16 protein-coding genes are annotated in these 14,489 nt (G+C 73.6%); 7 read left to right on the forward strand and 9 right to left on the reverse strand.

Features of this window, described 5'->3' with window-relative positions; all coding sequences use genetic code 11:
* Positions 1-272 precede the first annotated feature (272 nt).
* Together AB0N84_RS13805 and AB0N84_RS13810 are read left to right on the forward strand one after the other, a co-directional pair.
* The gene (locus tag AB0N84_RS13805) at positions 273-458 is read left to right on the forward strand and encodes a hypothetical protein (protein WP_069712730.1); all 186 of its coding nucleotides are present in this window, start codon (positions 273-275) and stop codon (positions 456-458) included.
* A gap of 62 nt (positions 459-520) precedes the next feature.
* Positions 521-1,378: an NAD(P)H-binding protein gene (locus tag AB0N84_RS13810; protein ID WP_363547268.1), complete on the forward strand. Its 858-nt coding sequence runs from the start codon at positions 521-523 to the stop codon at positions 1,376-1,378.
* 83 nt (positions 1,379-1,461) lie between these two features.
* On the opposite strand, the gene AB0N84_RS13815 is transcribed toward AB0N84_RS13810, so the two are convergent.
* Together AB0N84_RS13815 and AB0N84_RS13820 are read right to left on the reverse strand one after the other, a co-directional pair.
* A complete protein-coding gene (locus AB0N84_RS13815; protein ID WP_069712728.1) occupies positions 1,462-1,656 on the reverse strand; it encodes a zinc transporter permease in 195 nt (64 codons plus the stop codon).
* A 68-nt stretch (positions 1,657-1,724) separates the two neighbouring features.
* The gene (locus tag AB0N84_RS13820) at positions 1,725-2,690 is read right to left on the reverse strand and encodes a DNA-3-methyladenine glycosylase 2 family protein (RefSeq protein WP_182045939.1); all 966 of its coding nucleotides are present in this window, start codon (positions 2,688-2,690) and stop codon (positions 1,725-1,727) included.
* A gap of 77 nt (positions 2,691-2,767) precedes the next feature.
* Between AB0N84_RS13820 and AB0N84_RS13825 the strand changes: the two genes are divergently transcribed.
* From AB0N84_RS13825 to AB0N84_RS13845, 5 genes are all read left to right on the forward strand, one after another.
* Positions 2,768-3,796, forward strand: a complete 1,029-nt coding sequence (locus AB0N84_RS13825; protein ID WP_182045923.1) for a 6-phosphofructokinase — start codon at positions 2,768-2,770, stop codon at positions 3,794-3,796.
* A 49-nt stretch (positions 3,797-3,845) separates the two neighbouring features.
* Positions 3,846-4,823, forward strand: a complete 978-nt coding sequence (locus AB0N84_RS13830) for an MDR family oxidoreductase (RefSeq protein ID WP_363547272.1) — start codon at positions 3,846-3,848, stop codon at positions 4,821-4,823.
* A gap of 94 nt (positions 4,824-4,917) precedes the next feature.
* Entirely contained in the window at positions 4,918-5,586 is a 669-nt protein-coding gene (locus AB0N84_RS13835) for a GntR family transcriptional regulator (protein ID WP_182045921.1), read from the forward strand.
* 8 nt (positions 5,587-5,594) lie between these two features.
* Positions 5,595-6,965, forward strand: a complete 1,371-nt coding sequence (locus AB0N84_RS13840; RefSeq protein WP_363547275.1) for a hypothetical protein — start codon at positions 5,595-5,597, stop codon at positions 6,963-6,965.
* Positions 6,962-7,747, forward strand: coding sequence for an ATP-binding cassette domain-containing protein (locus tag AB0N84_RS13845; RefSeq protein ID WP_363547278.1), 786 nt, complete (start codon positions 6,962-6,964; stop codon positions 7,745-7,747). The genes AB0N84_RS13840 and AB0N84_RS13845 overlap by 4 nt, the downstream gene beginning before the upstream one ends.
* Before the next feature lie 125 nt (positions 7,748-7,872).
* Here AB0N84_RS13845 and hemL read toward each other — a convergent pair whose 3' ends face one another.
* From hemL to AB0N84_RS13880, 7 genes are all read right to left on the reverse strand, one after another.
* Positions 7,873-9,222, reverse strand: a complete 1,350-nt coding sequence (hemL, locus tag AB0N84_RS13850) for a glutamate-1-semialdehyde 2,1-aminomutase (protein WP_363547281.1) — start codon at positions 9,220-9,222, stop codon at positions 7,873-7,875.
* Positions 9,219-10,274 (reverse strand): porphobilinogen synthase, encoded by a 1,056-nt coding sequence (gene hemB, locus AB0N84_RS13855; protein ID WP_363547284.1) that lies wholly within the window; start codon positions 10,272-10,274, stop codon positions 9,219-9,221. Before hemB ends, hemL begins: the two co-directional genes overlap by 4 nt.
* Positions 10,271-11,020: a uroporphyrinogen-III synthase gene (locus tag AB0N84_RS13860; protein WP_363547287.1), complete on the reverse strand. Its 750-nt coding sequence runs from the start codon at positions 11,018-11,020 to the stop codon at positions 10,271-10,273. The genes hemB and AB0N84_RS13860 overlap by 4 nt, the downstream gene beginning before the upstream one ends.
* A gap of 86 nt (positions 11,021-11,106) precedes the next feature.
* Positions 11,107-12,183, reverse strand: coding sequence for a hydroxymethylbilane synthase (gene hemC, locus AB0N84_RS13865; protein WP_289460024.1), 1,077 nt, complete (start codon positions 12,181-12,183; stop codon positions 11,107-11,109).
* Entirely contained in the window at positions 12,180-13,418 is a 1,239-nt protein-coding gene (locus tag AB0N84_RS13870) for a ferrochelatase (RefSeq protein WP_363547290.1), read from the reverse strand. The genes hemC and AB0N84_RS13870 overlap by 4 nt, the downstream gene beginning before the upstream one ends.
* The gene (gene hemQ, locus AB0N84_RS13875; RefSeq protein WP_363547293.1) at positions 13,415-14,167 is read right to left on the reverse strand and encodes a hydrogen peroxide-dependent heme synthase; all 753 of its coding nucleotides are present in this window, start codon (positions 14,165-14,167) and stop codon (positions 13,415-13,417) included. Before hemQ ends, AB0N84_RS13870 begins: the two co-directional genes overlap by 4 nt.
* Before the next feature lie 70 nt (positions 14,168-14,237).
* Complete coding sequence (locus AB0N84_RS13880; RefSeq protein WP_363547296.1) at positions 14,238-14,468, reverse strand: hypothetical protein; 231 nt, start codon at positions 14,466-14,468, stop codon at positions 14,238-14,240.
* Positions 14,469-14,489: the final 21 nt, after the last annotated feature.

Genomic DNA, 14,489 nt, shown 5'->3' on the forward strand with positions numbered 1-14,489 from the left:
TTGCGCATGGGATGCGTTCCTTTCGTCGTCGCGCTCGGCGCGGCATGCTGTGTGCGCGCCGAACACACCCCGACCAGGGGTGGAGAACCAGCTACCTGCGGCTGGTGAGCGCTCCGGGTGTTTCCCGGCTTGTGACAGTGGTTCGGCACCCTCCGCCGGAGGGTTTGGGTCGGTTCGGTCTCGTTACCGTTCTGTTACAGAACCGGGGGACACCCCCTCGTCCGAGGGGCATCCGGACGGCGGTGGAGCCGAGGGCGCGTAGCGTGCGCCGCATGAGCGACCAGCACAGCGACACCAACCCGACCGACGGTTCCACGGACGCCCCCGAGAGCGAGTTCCAGCGCACCGAGGACCTGCCCGACGGCTCGTCCACCGGCAACGCGACCGAGGACCCGCAGCAGGACAGCGACGTCGACTCGGGCGGCGAGCCCGAGTCGCCCGACAACGAGCAGGTCTGACGGCCGTCGGCCCGGGCGCTCGCGCCCGGACCGCTCCGACGTCGACCTGACAAGCTCGGAGCATGCAGCACCACTCCCCCGTCGTCATCGCCGGGTGCGGCGACCTCGGTACCGAGGCCGGCCTGCGCTTCGCCGCGCTCGGACACCCGGTGACCGGCCTCCGCCGCCGTGCCGAGCGCATCCCGGCACCGATCACCGGCCGGAGCGTCGACCTGCGGCACGAGGCCCCGGCCGTCGACCCGGACACCGGCGTCGTGGTGGTCGCGTTCGCGGCCGGGTCGCGTGACGTCGACGAGTACCGCGCGACCTACGTGGACGGCCTCCGGAACGTCCTCGACGGCATCGACGCGTCGGGGGCGACACCGCGCCTCCTGGTCGTGTCGTCCACCGCGGTGTACGACGTCGACGACGGCAGCGAGGTGACCGAGCAGACGCCGACCCGCGCCGCCACCCCGACGGCGGGCGTGCTGCTCGAGGCCGAGGCGCTGCTGCGCGACCGGGCGCCCGACGCCGTGCTCGTCCGCCTGTCCGGCATCTACGGGCCGGGGCGGGAACGCCTCGTCGAACAGGTGCGCAGCGGGCGGGCGACGCTGTCCACGGGCGACTCCCCGCACACGAACCGCATCCACCGCGACGACGCCGCCCAGGCGCTCGTGCACCTGGCGGGCGTGGACCAGCCCGCGCCGACCTACCTCGGTACCGACGACGAGCCCGTGCGGCTCGACGACGTCCTGACCTTCCTGGCGTCCGAGCTCGGCACCCCGGAACCCCCGCGTGCGGACCCCGAGGGGCGGCAGGCCGGCGGGGACAAGCGCCTGTCGAACGCGCTGCTCCGGTCCACGGGCTGGGAGCCGCGCTACCCGACGTTCCGCGAGGGCTACCGCGCGGTGCTCGCCGGCGAGGGCACGCGGCACCCGTAGTCGGGTACGCGGTCGACGGACGGGAGGGACGTGGCGGGCTCGCCCCGTCCCTCCCGGCCGTCGGGTGGTCGCGTCAGCGACCGTCAGTGCTCGTCGTAGTGGTCCTCGTGACGGGCGTGGCGGTGCCCGTCGTGCACGAAGTCGACGTGGTCGCCGTGCTCGACGGTCTCGTGCTCGCCGCCGTCCTGCTCGTGGTCGTGTCCCGCGACGTCGTGCTCGGCGACGCGGTGCGCCTCGGTCTCGGCCTCGACGGCGGGGGTGGTGTTCGGGTCCGACATGGTTCCTCCTGAGTGAGATCGGTTCTCACCTGGAGCGTACGTCGCGGCCGCCGCCGTGTCCGGGCCGGTCAGTGCCAGCGGTGGTCCTGGATCGTCATCCGCGGACCGAACGCCGGCTTCCGGAAGCCCGAGCCCCCGATCAGCCGCACGACCCGCTCCCGGTGCCCGCGCCAGGGCTCGAGGAGCTCGAGCATCCCGTCATCGTCGACCGGCCCCCCGGCGAGCGCCCACCCGACGAGCGCCGGGACGTGGAAGTCGCCCACGCTCGGCGAGTCCGGGTCGCCGTGGGACCGCTGCGCCGTCTCGGCAGCCGTCCACGGTCCGATGCCGGGTACCGACCGGAGCCGCTGCGACACGACGGCACCACCGCGGCCGAGGGCGAGCGTCCGCTCGAGTGCGGGCGCGAGCTTCACCGCGCGCATCACCGTGGCGGAGCGTCCGGGCTCGATGCCGGCGCGGTGCCACTCCCAGCTCGGGATCCGCGCCCACTGCTCGGGGGTCGGCGGGACGAACATCTCGACGGGGACCGGTCCCGGTGCCCGTTCGCCGAAGCGGCGGAGCAGGTACCGCCAGGCTCGCCAGGCCTGCCGCGAGGTCACCTTCTGCTCCATCACCGCGGGCACGAGCATCGCGACGACGGTGTTCGTCCGGAGCAGCCGCAGCCCCGGCTGCCGGTGTCGCGCCTCGGCGAGGAAGGCGTGCGCGCTGACGTCGAGGTCGGACCAGTCGTCGCCGCGTCCGAGCAGGTCCGGAGCGTGGGTGACCGCCCACGCGGCCCCGTCGCCCCACGCGGACACCGCGATCGCGTCGTTGCCCGCTCGGCGAACGAGCACCGAGGCCGCTCCGGCCGGTGTGCGCAGGGCGAGCCACGTGTCGGCGCCGACCACCTGGAAGGCGGGGTCGCCGGAGCCACGCTGCAGGGGCCGGAGGGTCGCGCGAACGTCCACCGCGCCTCCCGGCCGGTACACGGTGTCAACCCGACCGGCCGCGGCGGACGCGTCACCGGACGGACCGGAGGCGAGGGCGGCTGGCAGGGACACACGGGGATGGTAATGCCACACCACCGTCAGACATGATGGGAGCGTCCCCTGCACCAGACGACGGAGTTCCCATGCGCATCGGCATCCTCACCTCCGGAGGCGACTGCCCCGGACTCAACGCGGTCATCCGGGCCATCGTGCTCAAGGGCATCGCGATCTACGGGCACGAGTTCGTCGGGTTCCGCGACGGCTGGCGGGGCGTCGTCGACGGGGACATCGTGCCGCTCGGGCGCAAGGACATCCAGGGCATCGCGAAGCAGGGCGGCACCATCCTCGGCACGAGCCGGACGAACCCCTTCGAGGGCCCGAACGGCGGCGTCGAGAACATCACGGCGACCCTCGGCCGGCACGGCATCGACGCGATCGTCGCGATCGGCGGCGAGGGCACCCTGGCGGCGGCGAAGCGCCTGACGGACGCCGGGCTCAAGATCGTCGGCGTCCCGAAGACGGTCGACAACGACCTCGGCGCCACCGACTACACCTTCGGGTTCGACACCGCCGTCGCGATCGCGACCGAGGCGATGGACCGTCTCCGCACCACGGGCGAGTCCCACTCGCGCTGCATGGTCGCCGAGGTGATGGGCCGCCACGTCGGGTGGATCGCGCTGCACTCCGGGATGGCAGCGGGCGCGCACGCGATCCTCATCCCCGAGCAGAAGACGAGCATGGAGCAGATCGCGGCGTGGGTGCGTGCCGCCTACGACCGCGGACGCGCGCCGCTGGTGGTCGTGGCCGAGGGCTTCGTGCCCGACCACGAGGACAACGCCCACACCGAGCGGGGGCTCGACGCGTTCGGTCGGCCGCGGCTCGGCGGGATCGGGGAGCGCCTGGCACCGCTCATCGAGGAGATGACGGGCATCGAGACCCGCGCCACGACCCTCGGGCACATCCAGCGCGGTGGCACGCCGACCGCGTACGACCGGGTGCTCTCGACCCGGCTCGGTCTCGCGGCGATCGACGCGGTGGTCGAGGAGCGGTGGGGCCGGATGGTCGCGCTCCGCGGGACCGACATCGAGCACGTGTCCTTCGAGGAGGCGCTCGGCGAGCTGAAGACCGTGCCGCAGGCGCGCTACGACGAGGCCGCCATCATGTTCGGCTGACGCACCCCGCCGGTGCGCCGGACGGGAGGCACGGGGTAGCGTCCGGCGCATGACGCGCGCAGTCCTCGTCTCCCGTTCCACCCCGCCGACCGTCACGCAGGTCGACCTGCCGGACCCCACCGAGGGCGAGGTCCTCGTCGACGTGACGTGCTCGAGCGTGAACTACAAGGACGGGCTCGCCCTGGCCGGCAACCCCGGTGTCGCCCGCATCGACCCGCTCGTCCCCGGCATCGACGTCGTCGGCACGGTGTCGGCGCTCGGCCCCGGGGTGCACGACGTGGCGATCGGCGACCGGGTGGTCTGCAACGGCGCCGGCCTCGGCGAGACCCGGTACGGCGGCTGGGCGGAGCACGCGGTGGTGCCGAGCGGCGCCCTCGTGGTGCTGCCCGACGCCGTCGAGGACTCCTTCGCTGCCGCGATCGGCACCGCCGGCTTCACCGCGATGCTCTCGGTGCTCGCACTCGAGCGCACGGTGTCGCCGGACGACGGACCGGTCCTCGTGACGGGAGCGTCGGGCGGTGTCGGCACGGTCGCGATCGCGCTGCTCGCCGCCCGCGGGTACCGGGTGACCGCATCGACGGGGCGGACGTCGAACGAGGCCTCGCTCCGCGCGCTCGGCGCCGCCGAGGTCGTCGACCGTGCGACGATCGCCGAGCTCGGTCGGCCGCTGCAGCGGGCGACCTGGGCCGGTGCCGTCGACAGCGTCGGGGGTGCGACGCTCGCGAACGTCCTGGCGTCGACGCGGTGGGGCGGGGCGGTCACCGCGTGCGGCCTCGCGCAGGACTCGGCGCTGCCGACGACCGTGATGCCCTTCATCCTGCGTGCGGTGTCGCTGCTCGGCATCAACTCGGTCGAGGCCCCGCTCCCGCTCCGGCAGCGGGCGTGGGACCGGCTCGCGACCGATCTCGACCGCGCCCTGCTCGCCGACGTCACCCGGACGGTCGACCTCGAACGTGCGGTGACCGTGGGCGCGGAGGTCGTCGCCGGCCGCGTGCACGGGCGGACGGTGGTCGACGTCCGGGCGTGACGCCGACGCCCTTGCAGGCGATTTCCCAAGCGCTTGCTCACTGACACGCTAGGTTTGGTACACGGCACACACCGGACCCTGTGAGGAGCAGCGCATGCCCGTCCCCAAGTCGACCGTCGAGAACTCCCCTCGGAAGCTCCTGCGTGACGTCGTCTACGAGAAGATGCTGGCCGCGCTCCGCGACGGGACCCTCGAGCACGGCGAGCGCCTCAACGACGACGAGCTCGTCGCGTGGCTCGGCGTCAGTCGCACGCCCATCCGCGAGGCGATCGCGAAGCTCGTCGACATCGGGCTCGTCGAGATGGAGGCGAACCGGTACACCCGCGTCGCGACCCCGACGCTCGACGACTGGGTGACCGCGAGCCGTGCGATGACCGGGTTCTTCGAGCTCAGCCTGCGCTGGGGCGTCCCGGAGTACTCCGACGCCGAGGTCCGCGACCTGCGGAAGCTCCTGGACCGCGCGGACGACCTGCGGAAGGTCCGCGACAACGGCTTCAGCGGCGCGGTCACGGCCGTCATCGAGTTCGCCGTCGAGCACTCGGGCAACCCGCTCGTCCGGAACGCGGCACAGGGTGCCCTCGAGCGCGTCCGGTTCACGCTGAACCCGACGCCGCCGTTCGAGCAGTGGGACTCCGAGGCGTTCTTCTCGATCCTGCGCGAGTCGCTGGAGGACCGCGACGGCGAGACCGCCGCCGAGGCCGGGCGTGCGCTCACCCGGAACATCGAGCACCACATCGACGCGGTCCGCTCCTCGCGGGGCTGACCGGAGCGGTGCGGGACACGGAGGCCGACCGGGCGGGCACCCGGGCGACGCCGTGGGACGACGCGTGGCTGGCGATCCTCCGCGCCGCTCGTTCCGGCGTGCTCGCGGAGGGCAGGCCGTGGTCGGTCGCCGAGCTCGCCGCGCGACTCGGTGCCGCGCCCGGTGCGGTACGCGGGGCGCTCTTCCGGCTCGAGTACCAGGGGTTCGCCCGACGGGTCGACGACGACGTCGTCGTCCTGACGCAGGCCGGACCCGAGCGGTGGGCCGCCGGCACCCGCGCCCTCGTCGGCATGCTCGAGTACGCGGTCCGCAGTGCGGTCCCCGTGCTGACGGCGGACGACGTCGACCGCTACCGCACGCTCGTCGACGAGGCCGACCGATCCCTGCGCCTCCGGTCGGACGGCGCACGGTCGGCACTGCTCGCGACGCTCGGGTTCTGGGTGGACGTCTGCCCCGACGTGCTGCTCGCACGCTTCACGCGACGCATGCTCGAGCTCGTCACGTTCGGGCTCGTACCGGGGACCGCGTGGCGCACCTGGGACGCCGACGCCTGGCTCGCCTCGTCCCTGCTCGCGGCGACGACCGGCGACCGTGACACGGCCCACGACGCCGGCCACGCGCTCGCCCGGTTCCGCGACGTCCGGGTCGCCGACGTCGAGGCGCAGGCCGGGCTGGCGGACGGTACCCTCGTGCGTCCGCCGGACCTGCGTCCGGCCGTCCCGAGCGTCGTGCCGTCGAGCGCCGTCGGCACCGCCTGGGACTCTCTGCTCGGAGCGGTTCGCAGCGGCGCACTCGAGGCCGAGCAGCGGTACACCGTCGACGACGTCGTGCGGATCACCGGGCAGCGGGACGCCGACGCGGACCTCGCGGTCCGGCAGCTCGAGGTCATGGGGCTCGCCCGGTTCCTCCCGGGCAACCGCACCGACTTCAGCCCCCGCACACCGTCGCTCGACGAGTGGGCGGAGAACGCCGCCGCCGTCGTCGCGTTCGCCGAGCTCGGTCTCCGGATCCTGGTCGGACACGACGACCACACGCAGGTCGCCGAGGCCCGGACGATCGTCGACCAGGTCCGCCGCCACGCGACCGTCCGCGACCCGCGACTGACGAGTGCGCTGGTCGACCTGGCCGGGTGGATCGCCGACCACGTCCCCGACCCGTTCGTGCGCGACGCCCTGCACTACACGCACAGCCGCGCGTTCCTGCTGCTCGACGAACCGCCGCCCTTCCGGCAGTGGGGCGTCACGGACGTCGCGGCGCACCTCGACCGAGCGTTCGACGGGGACGAACGGGCCGCCGCGAACGCGGCGCACGCCCTCGCGCGCCACGTCGACGCGCACGTGACCGACGTCCGGGACCGGTACGGCACGATGGGGACGTGACCGACCTCCTCGTCTCCGCCACCGGCCTCCGCGTCACCCGCTCCGGTCGCGACCTGCTGCACGACGTCGACCTGACCGTCCGGCGCGGTGAGCACTGGGCGCTGCTCGGACCGAACGGTGCGGGCAAGTCGACGCTGCTCACCGTGCTCGGGGCGGCCGGCCACCCGACCGCGGGGACCGTCGAACTGCTCGGGCGCCGGCTCGGTCGCGTCGACGTCCGGGAGCTCCGCGAGCACATCGGGCACGTCGACCCCCGCCACCGGATGCTGTCGCCGCTGACGGTGCTCGAGACCGTCCTGACCGGGCTGACCGGCACCGCCGACCTCATGCTGCGGTGGGAACCGACGGCCGAGCAGGTCGCCACGGCTCGTCGGCACGTCGCGGACGTCGGCATGGAGGCACGGGTCGACTCCCGCTGGCCGGTCCTGTCCCAGGGGGAGCGCGGTCGGACGCTCATCGCCCGGGCGCTCATGAGCGAGCCACGGCTGCTGCTGCTCGACGAGCCGGCGACCGGACTCGACGTCGCGGCGCGCGAGCACCTGCTCGAGACGGTCGACGCCCTGCGGCAGGGACACCCGGACCTCGGCAGCGTCATGGTGACCCACCACCTCGAGGACCTGCCCGCGTCGACCTCGCACGCGATGCTGCTGCGGGACGGTGCCGTGGTGGCGCAGGGTCCCGCCGACGAGGTGATCACGTCCGGGGCGGTGTCCGACGCCTTCGCGTTCCCGCTGACCGTCTCGCGCGACGGGGGCCGCTGGCAGGCGCGCCGCGCGCGGTAGCCGCCCCGCGCCTCCCGGCCGTTGTCCCGCTCGTCCCGCTCGCGAAACGCAACGTCGGCGGCTCCGCGCAGCGGGATGTCGCTGCGAGGAACCGCCGACGTTGCGTCTTGCGGAAGTGGCTCGGGCTAGGCCGTCGCGGCGGCCGCCGCCCGCGCGGCAGCCGGCAGCGCGTCGAGCACGCGGCCGACGGCAGCGTCGTCGTGCGCCGCCGTGACGAACCACGCCTCGAACACGCTCGGCGGCAGGGTGACCCCCGAGTCGAGCATGCTGTGGAAGAACGGGGCGTACCGGAAGACGTCCTGCGCGCGGACGTCGTCGTAGTTCCGCGGCGCGGTCTCGGTGAAGGCGAACGAGAACAGGTTCCCGGCGTGCTGCACGGTGTGTGCGACACCCTCGGCGGACAGCGCGGCGCTGGTCGCGTCGGCGATCGTCGCGGCGGTGCGGTCCAGGTGCGCGTACACGTCGGGCGTCGCGGCCCGGAGCGTGGCGGTGCCGGCGGCCACGGCGAGCGGGTTCCCGGAGAGCGTGCCGGCCTGGTACACGGGGCCGAGCGGTGCGAGGAAGTCCATGACCTCCCGACGGCCGCCGAGCGCGGCGAGGGGCATGCCGCCACCGATGACCTTGCCGAACGTGATGATGTCGGGCTTCCAGCCGGTGCCCTCGGGGACGGTGCCGTCGGCCTCCAGGCCCCACCACCCGGCGGGGCCGACGCGGAAGCCGGTCAGGACCTCGTCGACGATGAGCAGCGCACCCTGCGCGTGCGTGATCTCCGCGAGCGCCCGGTTGAAGCCGGGCTCCGGCGCGAGCACGCCCATGTTCGCGGCGGCGGACTCGACGATCACGGCGGCGATGCGTTCGGAGTGCTCGTCGAAGGCGGCCCGCACGGCGTCCAGGTCGTTGTACGGCAGCACGAGGGTCTGCGCGGCGGTCTCGGCGGTGATGCCCGCGCTGCCCGGCAGGGCCAGGGTCGCGACGCCCGAACCGGCCTCGGCCAGCAGCGAGTCCGAGTGGCCGTGGTAGTGCCCGGCGAACTTCACGAGGAGGTCGCGGCCGGTGTAGCCGCGGGCGAGCCGGATCGCGGTCATCGTCGCCTCGGTGCCGGTCGACACCATGCGGAGCTTCTCGATCGGACCGTCGCCGTCGACCTGCACGCGCTGCTTCACGAACTCGGCGAGCTCGGTCTCGCCCGGGGTCGACGCCCCGAAGGACAGGCCGCGGGACGCCGCCTGCTGCACGGCCTCGACCGTGCCGGGGTGGGCGTGCCCGAGGATCGCGGGGCCCCACGACGCGACGAGGTCGACGTACTCGCGACCCTCGGCGTCGGTGACGTACGCGCCCTTCGCGGCCGTGAGGAAGCGTGGGGTCCCGCCGACCGAGCCGTAGGCGCGGACCGGCGAGTTCACCCCGCCGGGGATGCTGTCCTTCGCACGACCGAAGAGCGCGTCGTTGGTCGTGGTCGGTGCGGTGGTGGTCATTCGGGGGCCTTCCCGGTCGAGGCGACGCCGGACACCGCCGCGGTGCTGCCGGACGTGCGCAGGCCGGCCTCCTGGTTGAGCTTCCGCGCGATGTCGACCGCGAAGTACGTCAGGATCGCGTCCGCGCCGGCGCGCTTGATGCCGACGAGGGCCTCCATCGCCGCGGCGTCGCGGTCGATCCACCCGTTCTGGGCGGCCGCCGTGATCATCGCGTACTCCCCGGAGATCTGGTACGCCCACACGGGGACCTCGGAGACGTCGGCAGTGCGGGCGAGGACGTCGAGGTAGCTCATCGCGGGCTTCACCATGACGATGTCGGCTCCCTCCTCGATGTCGAGCAGGACCTCGCGCAGGCCCTGGCGACCGTCGGCGGCGTCGATCTGGTAGGTCCGGCGGTCCCCGACGAGCGTCGAGGCGACGGCCTCCCGGAAGGGCCCGTAGAACGCCGAGGCGTACTTCGCCGAGTACGCCAGGAGCGCGGTGCCGCTGTGGCCGGCGCTGTCGAGGGCGTCGCGGGCGGCGGCGATCTGGCCGTCCATCATGCCGCTCATGCAGACGAGCTCGGCGCCGGCCTCGGCCTGGGCGACCGCCATGTCGCGGTAGCGCAGGAGCGTCGCGTCGTTGTCGACCGAGCCGTCGGCGGCGAGCACCCCGCAGTGGCCGTGGTCGGTGAACTCGTCGAGGCACAGGTCGGACTGCACGACGAGCGCGTCCCCTACCTCCTCCTTCGCGATGCGGATCGCGACGTTGAGGATGCCGTCCGGGTCGGTCGCGCCGGACCCCTCGGCGTCCTTCGACGTCGGCACGCCGAACAGGTTCACGCCGCCGACGCCCTGCTCCGCCGCCTGATTGAGTGCGCGGCGGAACGAGTCGAGCGAGTGCTGCTGCACGCCCGGCATGCTCGAGATGTCCACGGCGTCGGTGGCGCCCTCGCGGATGAACATCGGCAGCACGAGCTCGGCGGGGTGGATCCGGGTCTCGGCGACGAGTCGGCGCATGGCGGGGGTCGCACGGAGCCGCCGGGGGCGGACCTGGGGGAAGCGTCCGGTCACGATGACCTTCCTGTTCTGGGGTTCGGGTGGAGGGTCTCGACGACGGCGTCGAGGAGGGCTTCGGCGGACCGCTCGCGGGCGACGACGTGCACGGGGAGCCCGGCTGCACGGGCCGCTTCAGCGGTGGACGGTCCGATGCACGCGACGTGCGTGCGGGGGTCGAGGGGGGTCATCCGGCGGACGACCTGCTGCGCGACGCTGCCGCTCGTCACGAGCACGGCGTCGGGGGGTGGGGTGAGGACGACCGGCTCGTCGCCCGTCCCCACGGTACGGTACGCGACCACCTCCGACACCGGGATGCCGCGTGCCCGCAGCGCGTCGACGAAGGTGGGCGCCGCGATCTCGGAGCGGGGGAAGAGCACGTGCGCCGCGTCGGCCGGCAGCGCGGCCGCGAGCCCGGCCGCCGACTCCTCGTCGGGCACCAGGTCGACGGACCACCCGGCAGCACGGGCGGCCCGTGCGGTCGCCCCGCCGACGCACGCCACGCGCACACCGGCCGGGAGGCGCGGCATCCGCCCGGCGACCACGCGCACGGCCGTCGCACTGGTCACCGCCAGCCAGGGGGCGCCGGGACCGGCCCCGTCGGGACGGGTGCGGTCCGCGGGTGGTGCGTCGCGCCTCCCGGGAGGGTCCGTCAGTCGGGCGAGGGCCGCGTCGAGGGCTGCCGGGTTGGCCGGCCGCGCGTCGGTGATGAGCGGGACCACGACGGGCGCGAGCCCGCGTGCGCGTGCCGCCTCGGCGACCACGTCACCCCACGCACCGCCGCGCGGGACGAGGACGACCGGGGGTCGTGCCTCGTCCGCGGCGGGGGTGGTGTCGTCCGTGATGGTGCCTAGTCCGTCGCGGTGGTCGGCGTGGACGCGGTGTTCGTCGAGGCGTCGTCGGCCGGCTGCTCGGCCCCGGGCGTCGCCAGACCGGGTCCGGCGGAGTGGTCGCCCTCGGCGGGCGTGCCGGAGACCGAGGAGGCCAGGTCGGCGAGCTCGGCCGCACCGTTCTCCAGCAGCTCGGCGGCGACCCGACCGGCCACCTCGAGTGCCTCGTCGAGACGGTCCTGCGCGGACCCGTCGAGGTGCGCGGCGTGCGACGCCGTGCGGTACTCCGAGCCGTCGGGGCGGTAGACCGTCGCCGACACGAGCAGCAGCTCGGCGTCCACGACCGCCGTGGCGCCGATCGGTGCGGAGCAGCCGGCCTCGAGCTTCGCGAGCACCTCGCGCTCGGCCGTCACGGTGAGCCGGGTCGGTGCGTGGTCGAGCTTCCGGAGCGCGGCGAGCAGGCCCTTGTCGGTCTCGTCCGCGCGGATCTCGACCGCGAGCGCACCCTGGCCCGGGGCGCTCGGCCAGAAGCCGAGGTCGAGGAGCTCCGTCGCGGCGTTCAGCCGGTCGATGCGTCCGAGGCCCGCGGCGGCGAGCACGACGGCGTCGAGGTCGTCGTCCACCCGACCGAGCCGGGTGTCGATGTTGCCGCGGATGTCGATCACGTCGAGGTCGGGACGCTTGGCCTTGAGCTGCGCGACGCGGCGGGGTGACCCCGTGCCGACCTTCGCGCCCTCGGGCAGGGTCTCGACCGTCGCGCCGTTCCGCGCGACCAGGACGTCTCGGGCGTCGGCGCGCTTCGGCACCGAGGCGATCGTCAGGCCGTCGTACGGCGCGGTCGGCAGGTCCTTGAGCGAGTGCACGAGGACGTCGACCTCGCCGGCGACCAGGGCCTCGCGCAGGGCGCTGGCGAACACGCCGGTGCCGCCGAGGCTCGCGAGCGAGGCGCGGTTCGTGTCGCCCTCGCTCGTCACGGTGACGAGTTCGACCGGTCGCCCGGCCGCCTTCGCCAGGCGGTCGGCGACGTCCTGCGACTGCGCGACCGCGAGCCGGCTGGCACGGGTACCGAGCCGGATCGCAGCGGGGCCGTCCGTCACGGGGCGACGCCGGCCGCGGCGGGCTTGAACCCGGCACGCACGTTCTCGCAGCAACCCGGGCGGCACACGTCGTACCAGGGGCCGATGTCCGTCAGGTGCGGGCGCTCCGCGGTCGGCGTGCCGTTGACGCGCTCGAGCACGAGGTCGACCAGGCCGGACACGTACGCCGGGTCCACACCGGGCGTCTGCGTGCGGAGCGACCAGAAGCCGAGCTCGCCCGCGGTCTCGGTCGCCTCTTCGTCGAGGTCCCACATGACCTCCATGTGGTCGCTCACGAAGCCGAGCGGGACGATGAGCACGGCGCGGGTCGGACCGCCCTGGAGCTCCTCGTTCATGTAGTCGTTGATGTCGGGCTCGAGCCACGGCTGCGTCGGGGGGCCGGACCGCGACTGGTAGACGAGCTTCCAGTCGGGCTTCGACGTGCCCCGGAGGTGCGCGTGCTCGGGCTGCTCGAGCAGCTCGTTCCACGCCTGCTCGAGGACGACCTCGCCGACGGCCAGGTGCTGCGCCTCGTACGCGCCGTGCTCGTCGAAGCCGCGGTAGTCGGGGCCGGACCGGGCGGCGTCGGTGGACGGGATGGAGTGCGTCGAGAACAGGATGCGCAGCTCGGTGGCGACGTCGAGCCCCTCGTTCTCGGCGATCGCGCGGGCCATGCCGTCACGCACGCCGTCGACGAACGGGCGGACGAAGCCCGGGTGGTCGAAGAACTGCCGGACCTTGTCGACCTGGATCGTGTCGATCAGGCCGGTCTCGGTGAGCACGCGGGCGTAGTCCTCGCGGTACTGCCGGCAGCTCGAGAAGGACGAGTACGCGCTCGTCGCGATCGCGATGAGCTTCGTGTAGCCCTTGTCGGCGGCCTCGGTGAAGGCCTCCTCCAGGTAGGGCTCCCAGTTGCGGTTGCCCCACAGCACCGGCATGTCGATCCCGCGGGACGCGAGCTCCGCCTCGAGCGCGGCCTTCAGCGCGCGGTTCTGCGCGTTGATCGGGCTGACGCCGCCGAAGTGGCGGTAGTGGTGCGCGACCTCCTCGAGCCGCTCGTCCGGGATCCCGCGGCCGCGGGTGACGTTGCGGAGGAAGGGGATGACGTCGTCCTGGCCCTCGGGGCCGCCGAAGCCGGCGAGCAGGATCGCGTCGTACGCGGTCGGCACCTCGACGTGCTCGGGGCCGTCGACGGCGGCGGCAGTGGCGGCGAGGACCGTGCCCCGCCCGTTCGTGATGTTGCTTGTGTCGGTCACGACAGCACCTCCGGCAGCTCGGCGGTCGTCACCCGACGACCGGTGAAGAAGGGGACCTCCTCGCGCACGTGCAGACGCGCTTCGGTGGCGCGCAGGTCGCGCATGAGGTCGACGAGGTCGACGAGCTCCGGGCTCTCGAGCGGCAGGATCCACTCGTAGTCGCTCAGGGCGAACGTTGCGATGGTGTTGGTGAGCACGCGACGGTACTTCGCGCCGGCGATGCCGTGGTCGCGGAGCATCTTCGAACGCTCCTCCTCCGGCAGGAGGTACCACTCGAAGGACCGGACGAACGGGTACACCGTGATCCAGGCCTCGGGGTCCTTGCCGCGCAGGAAGGCGGGGGTGTGGCGCTTGTTGAACTCGGCCTCGCGGTGCATGGCCATCGCGTGCCAGACGGGCTCGGCGTCGGCGAACAGCCCGGTGCGCCGGATCTCGCGCAGCACGGCCTGGATCGCCTGGGCGTCGTCGCCGTGCAGCCAGATCATGACGTCGGCGTCGGCACGGAAGCCGGAGACGTCGTAGAAGCCGCGGATGGTGACCCCGCGCTCGGCGGCGCGGGCGACAACGGCGTCGAGTTCGGCGACCGCCCGGTCGCCGTCGTGCGAGACGGGGCCGAGCGGCCGCTGGAACACGGCCCACAGCGCGAACGCGGTGAGGAGGTTCGGGTCGATGCCGCTCGCCGGGTCGGTCTCGTGCGCAGGGCTGCTGGTGGCGTTGTCGTGCGGTGCTGCGTGCACGTCGGAGCTCATGGTTCCTCGTCTTGTCGGTTGCCTGGGTCGTGGCTGCGCGCCGCGGCCGGAGGACCACCGATCCGGCGGTCTACCGCCGTCGGAGCACCACCACGACGATACTCCCGACCACCGCCACGCCGGCTGCGAGCCCGGCCAGGTAGGGCACCGGCTTCTCGTCGATCCCCTGCTTGACCTTCGACGCCGCGATGCCGAGCTGCTTCGGCACGTTGAACTTGTCCTCGATCGCGTCGAGCGTCTCGAACAGCTGCGTCCGCATCGCCGTCACGCGGTTCGCCAGGTCGTCGTGCTGGTCGGTCACAGGGGTCCTCACGTCGGGGGT

Source organism: Curtobacterium sp. NPDC089185, assembly GCF_040685235.1.
Classification (GTDB): domain Bacteria; phylum Actinomycetota; class Actinomycetes; order Actinomycetales; family Microbacteriaceae; genus Curtobacterium; species Curtobacterium citri.

Coding starts and splice junctions, on each gene's coding strand:
- AB0N84_RS13805 (WP_069712730.1), top strand. CDS start 273: ATGAGCGACCAGCACAGCGACACCAACCCGACCGACGGTTCCACGGAC.
- AB0N84_RS13810 (WP_363547268.1), top strand. CDS start 521: ATGCAGCACCACTCCCCCGTCGTCATCGCCGGGTGCGGCGACCTCGGT.
- AB0N84_RS13815 (WP_069712728.1), bottom strand. CDS start 1,656: ATGTCGGACCCGAACACCACCCCCGCCGTCGAGGCCGAGACCGAGGCG.
- AB0N84_RS13825 (WP_182045923.1), top strand. CDS start 2,768: ATGCGCATCGGCATCCTCACCTCCGGAGGCGACTGCCCCGGACTCAAC.
- AB0N84_RS13830 (WP_363547272.1), top strand. CDS start 3,846: ATGACGCGCGCAGTCCTCGTCTCCCGTTCCACCCCGCCGACCGTCACG.
- AB0N84_RS13835 (WP_182045921.1), top strand. CDS start 4,918: ATGCCCGTCCCCAAGTCGACCGTCGAGAACTCCCCTCGGAAGCTCCTG.
- hemL (WP_363547281.1), bottom strand. CDS start 9,222: ATGACCACCACCGCACCGACCACGACCAACGACGCGCTCTTCGGTCGT.
- hemQ (WP_363547293.1), bottom strand. CDS start 14,167: ATGAGCTCCGACGTGCACGCAGCACCGCACGACAACGCCACCAGCAGC.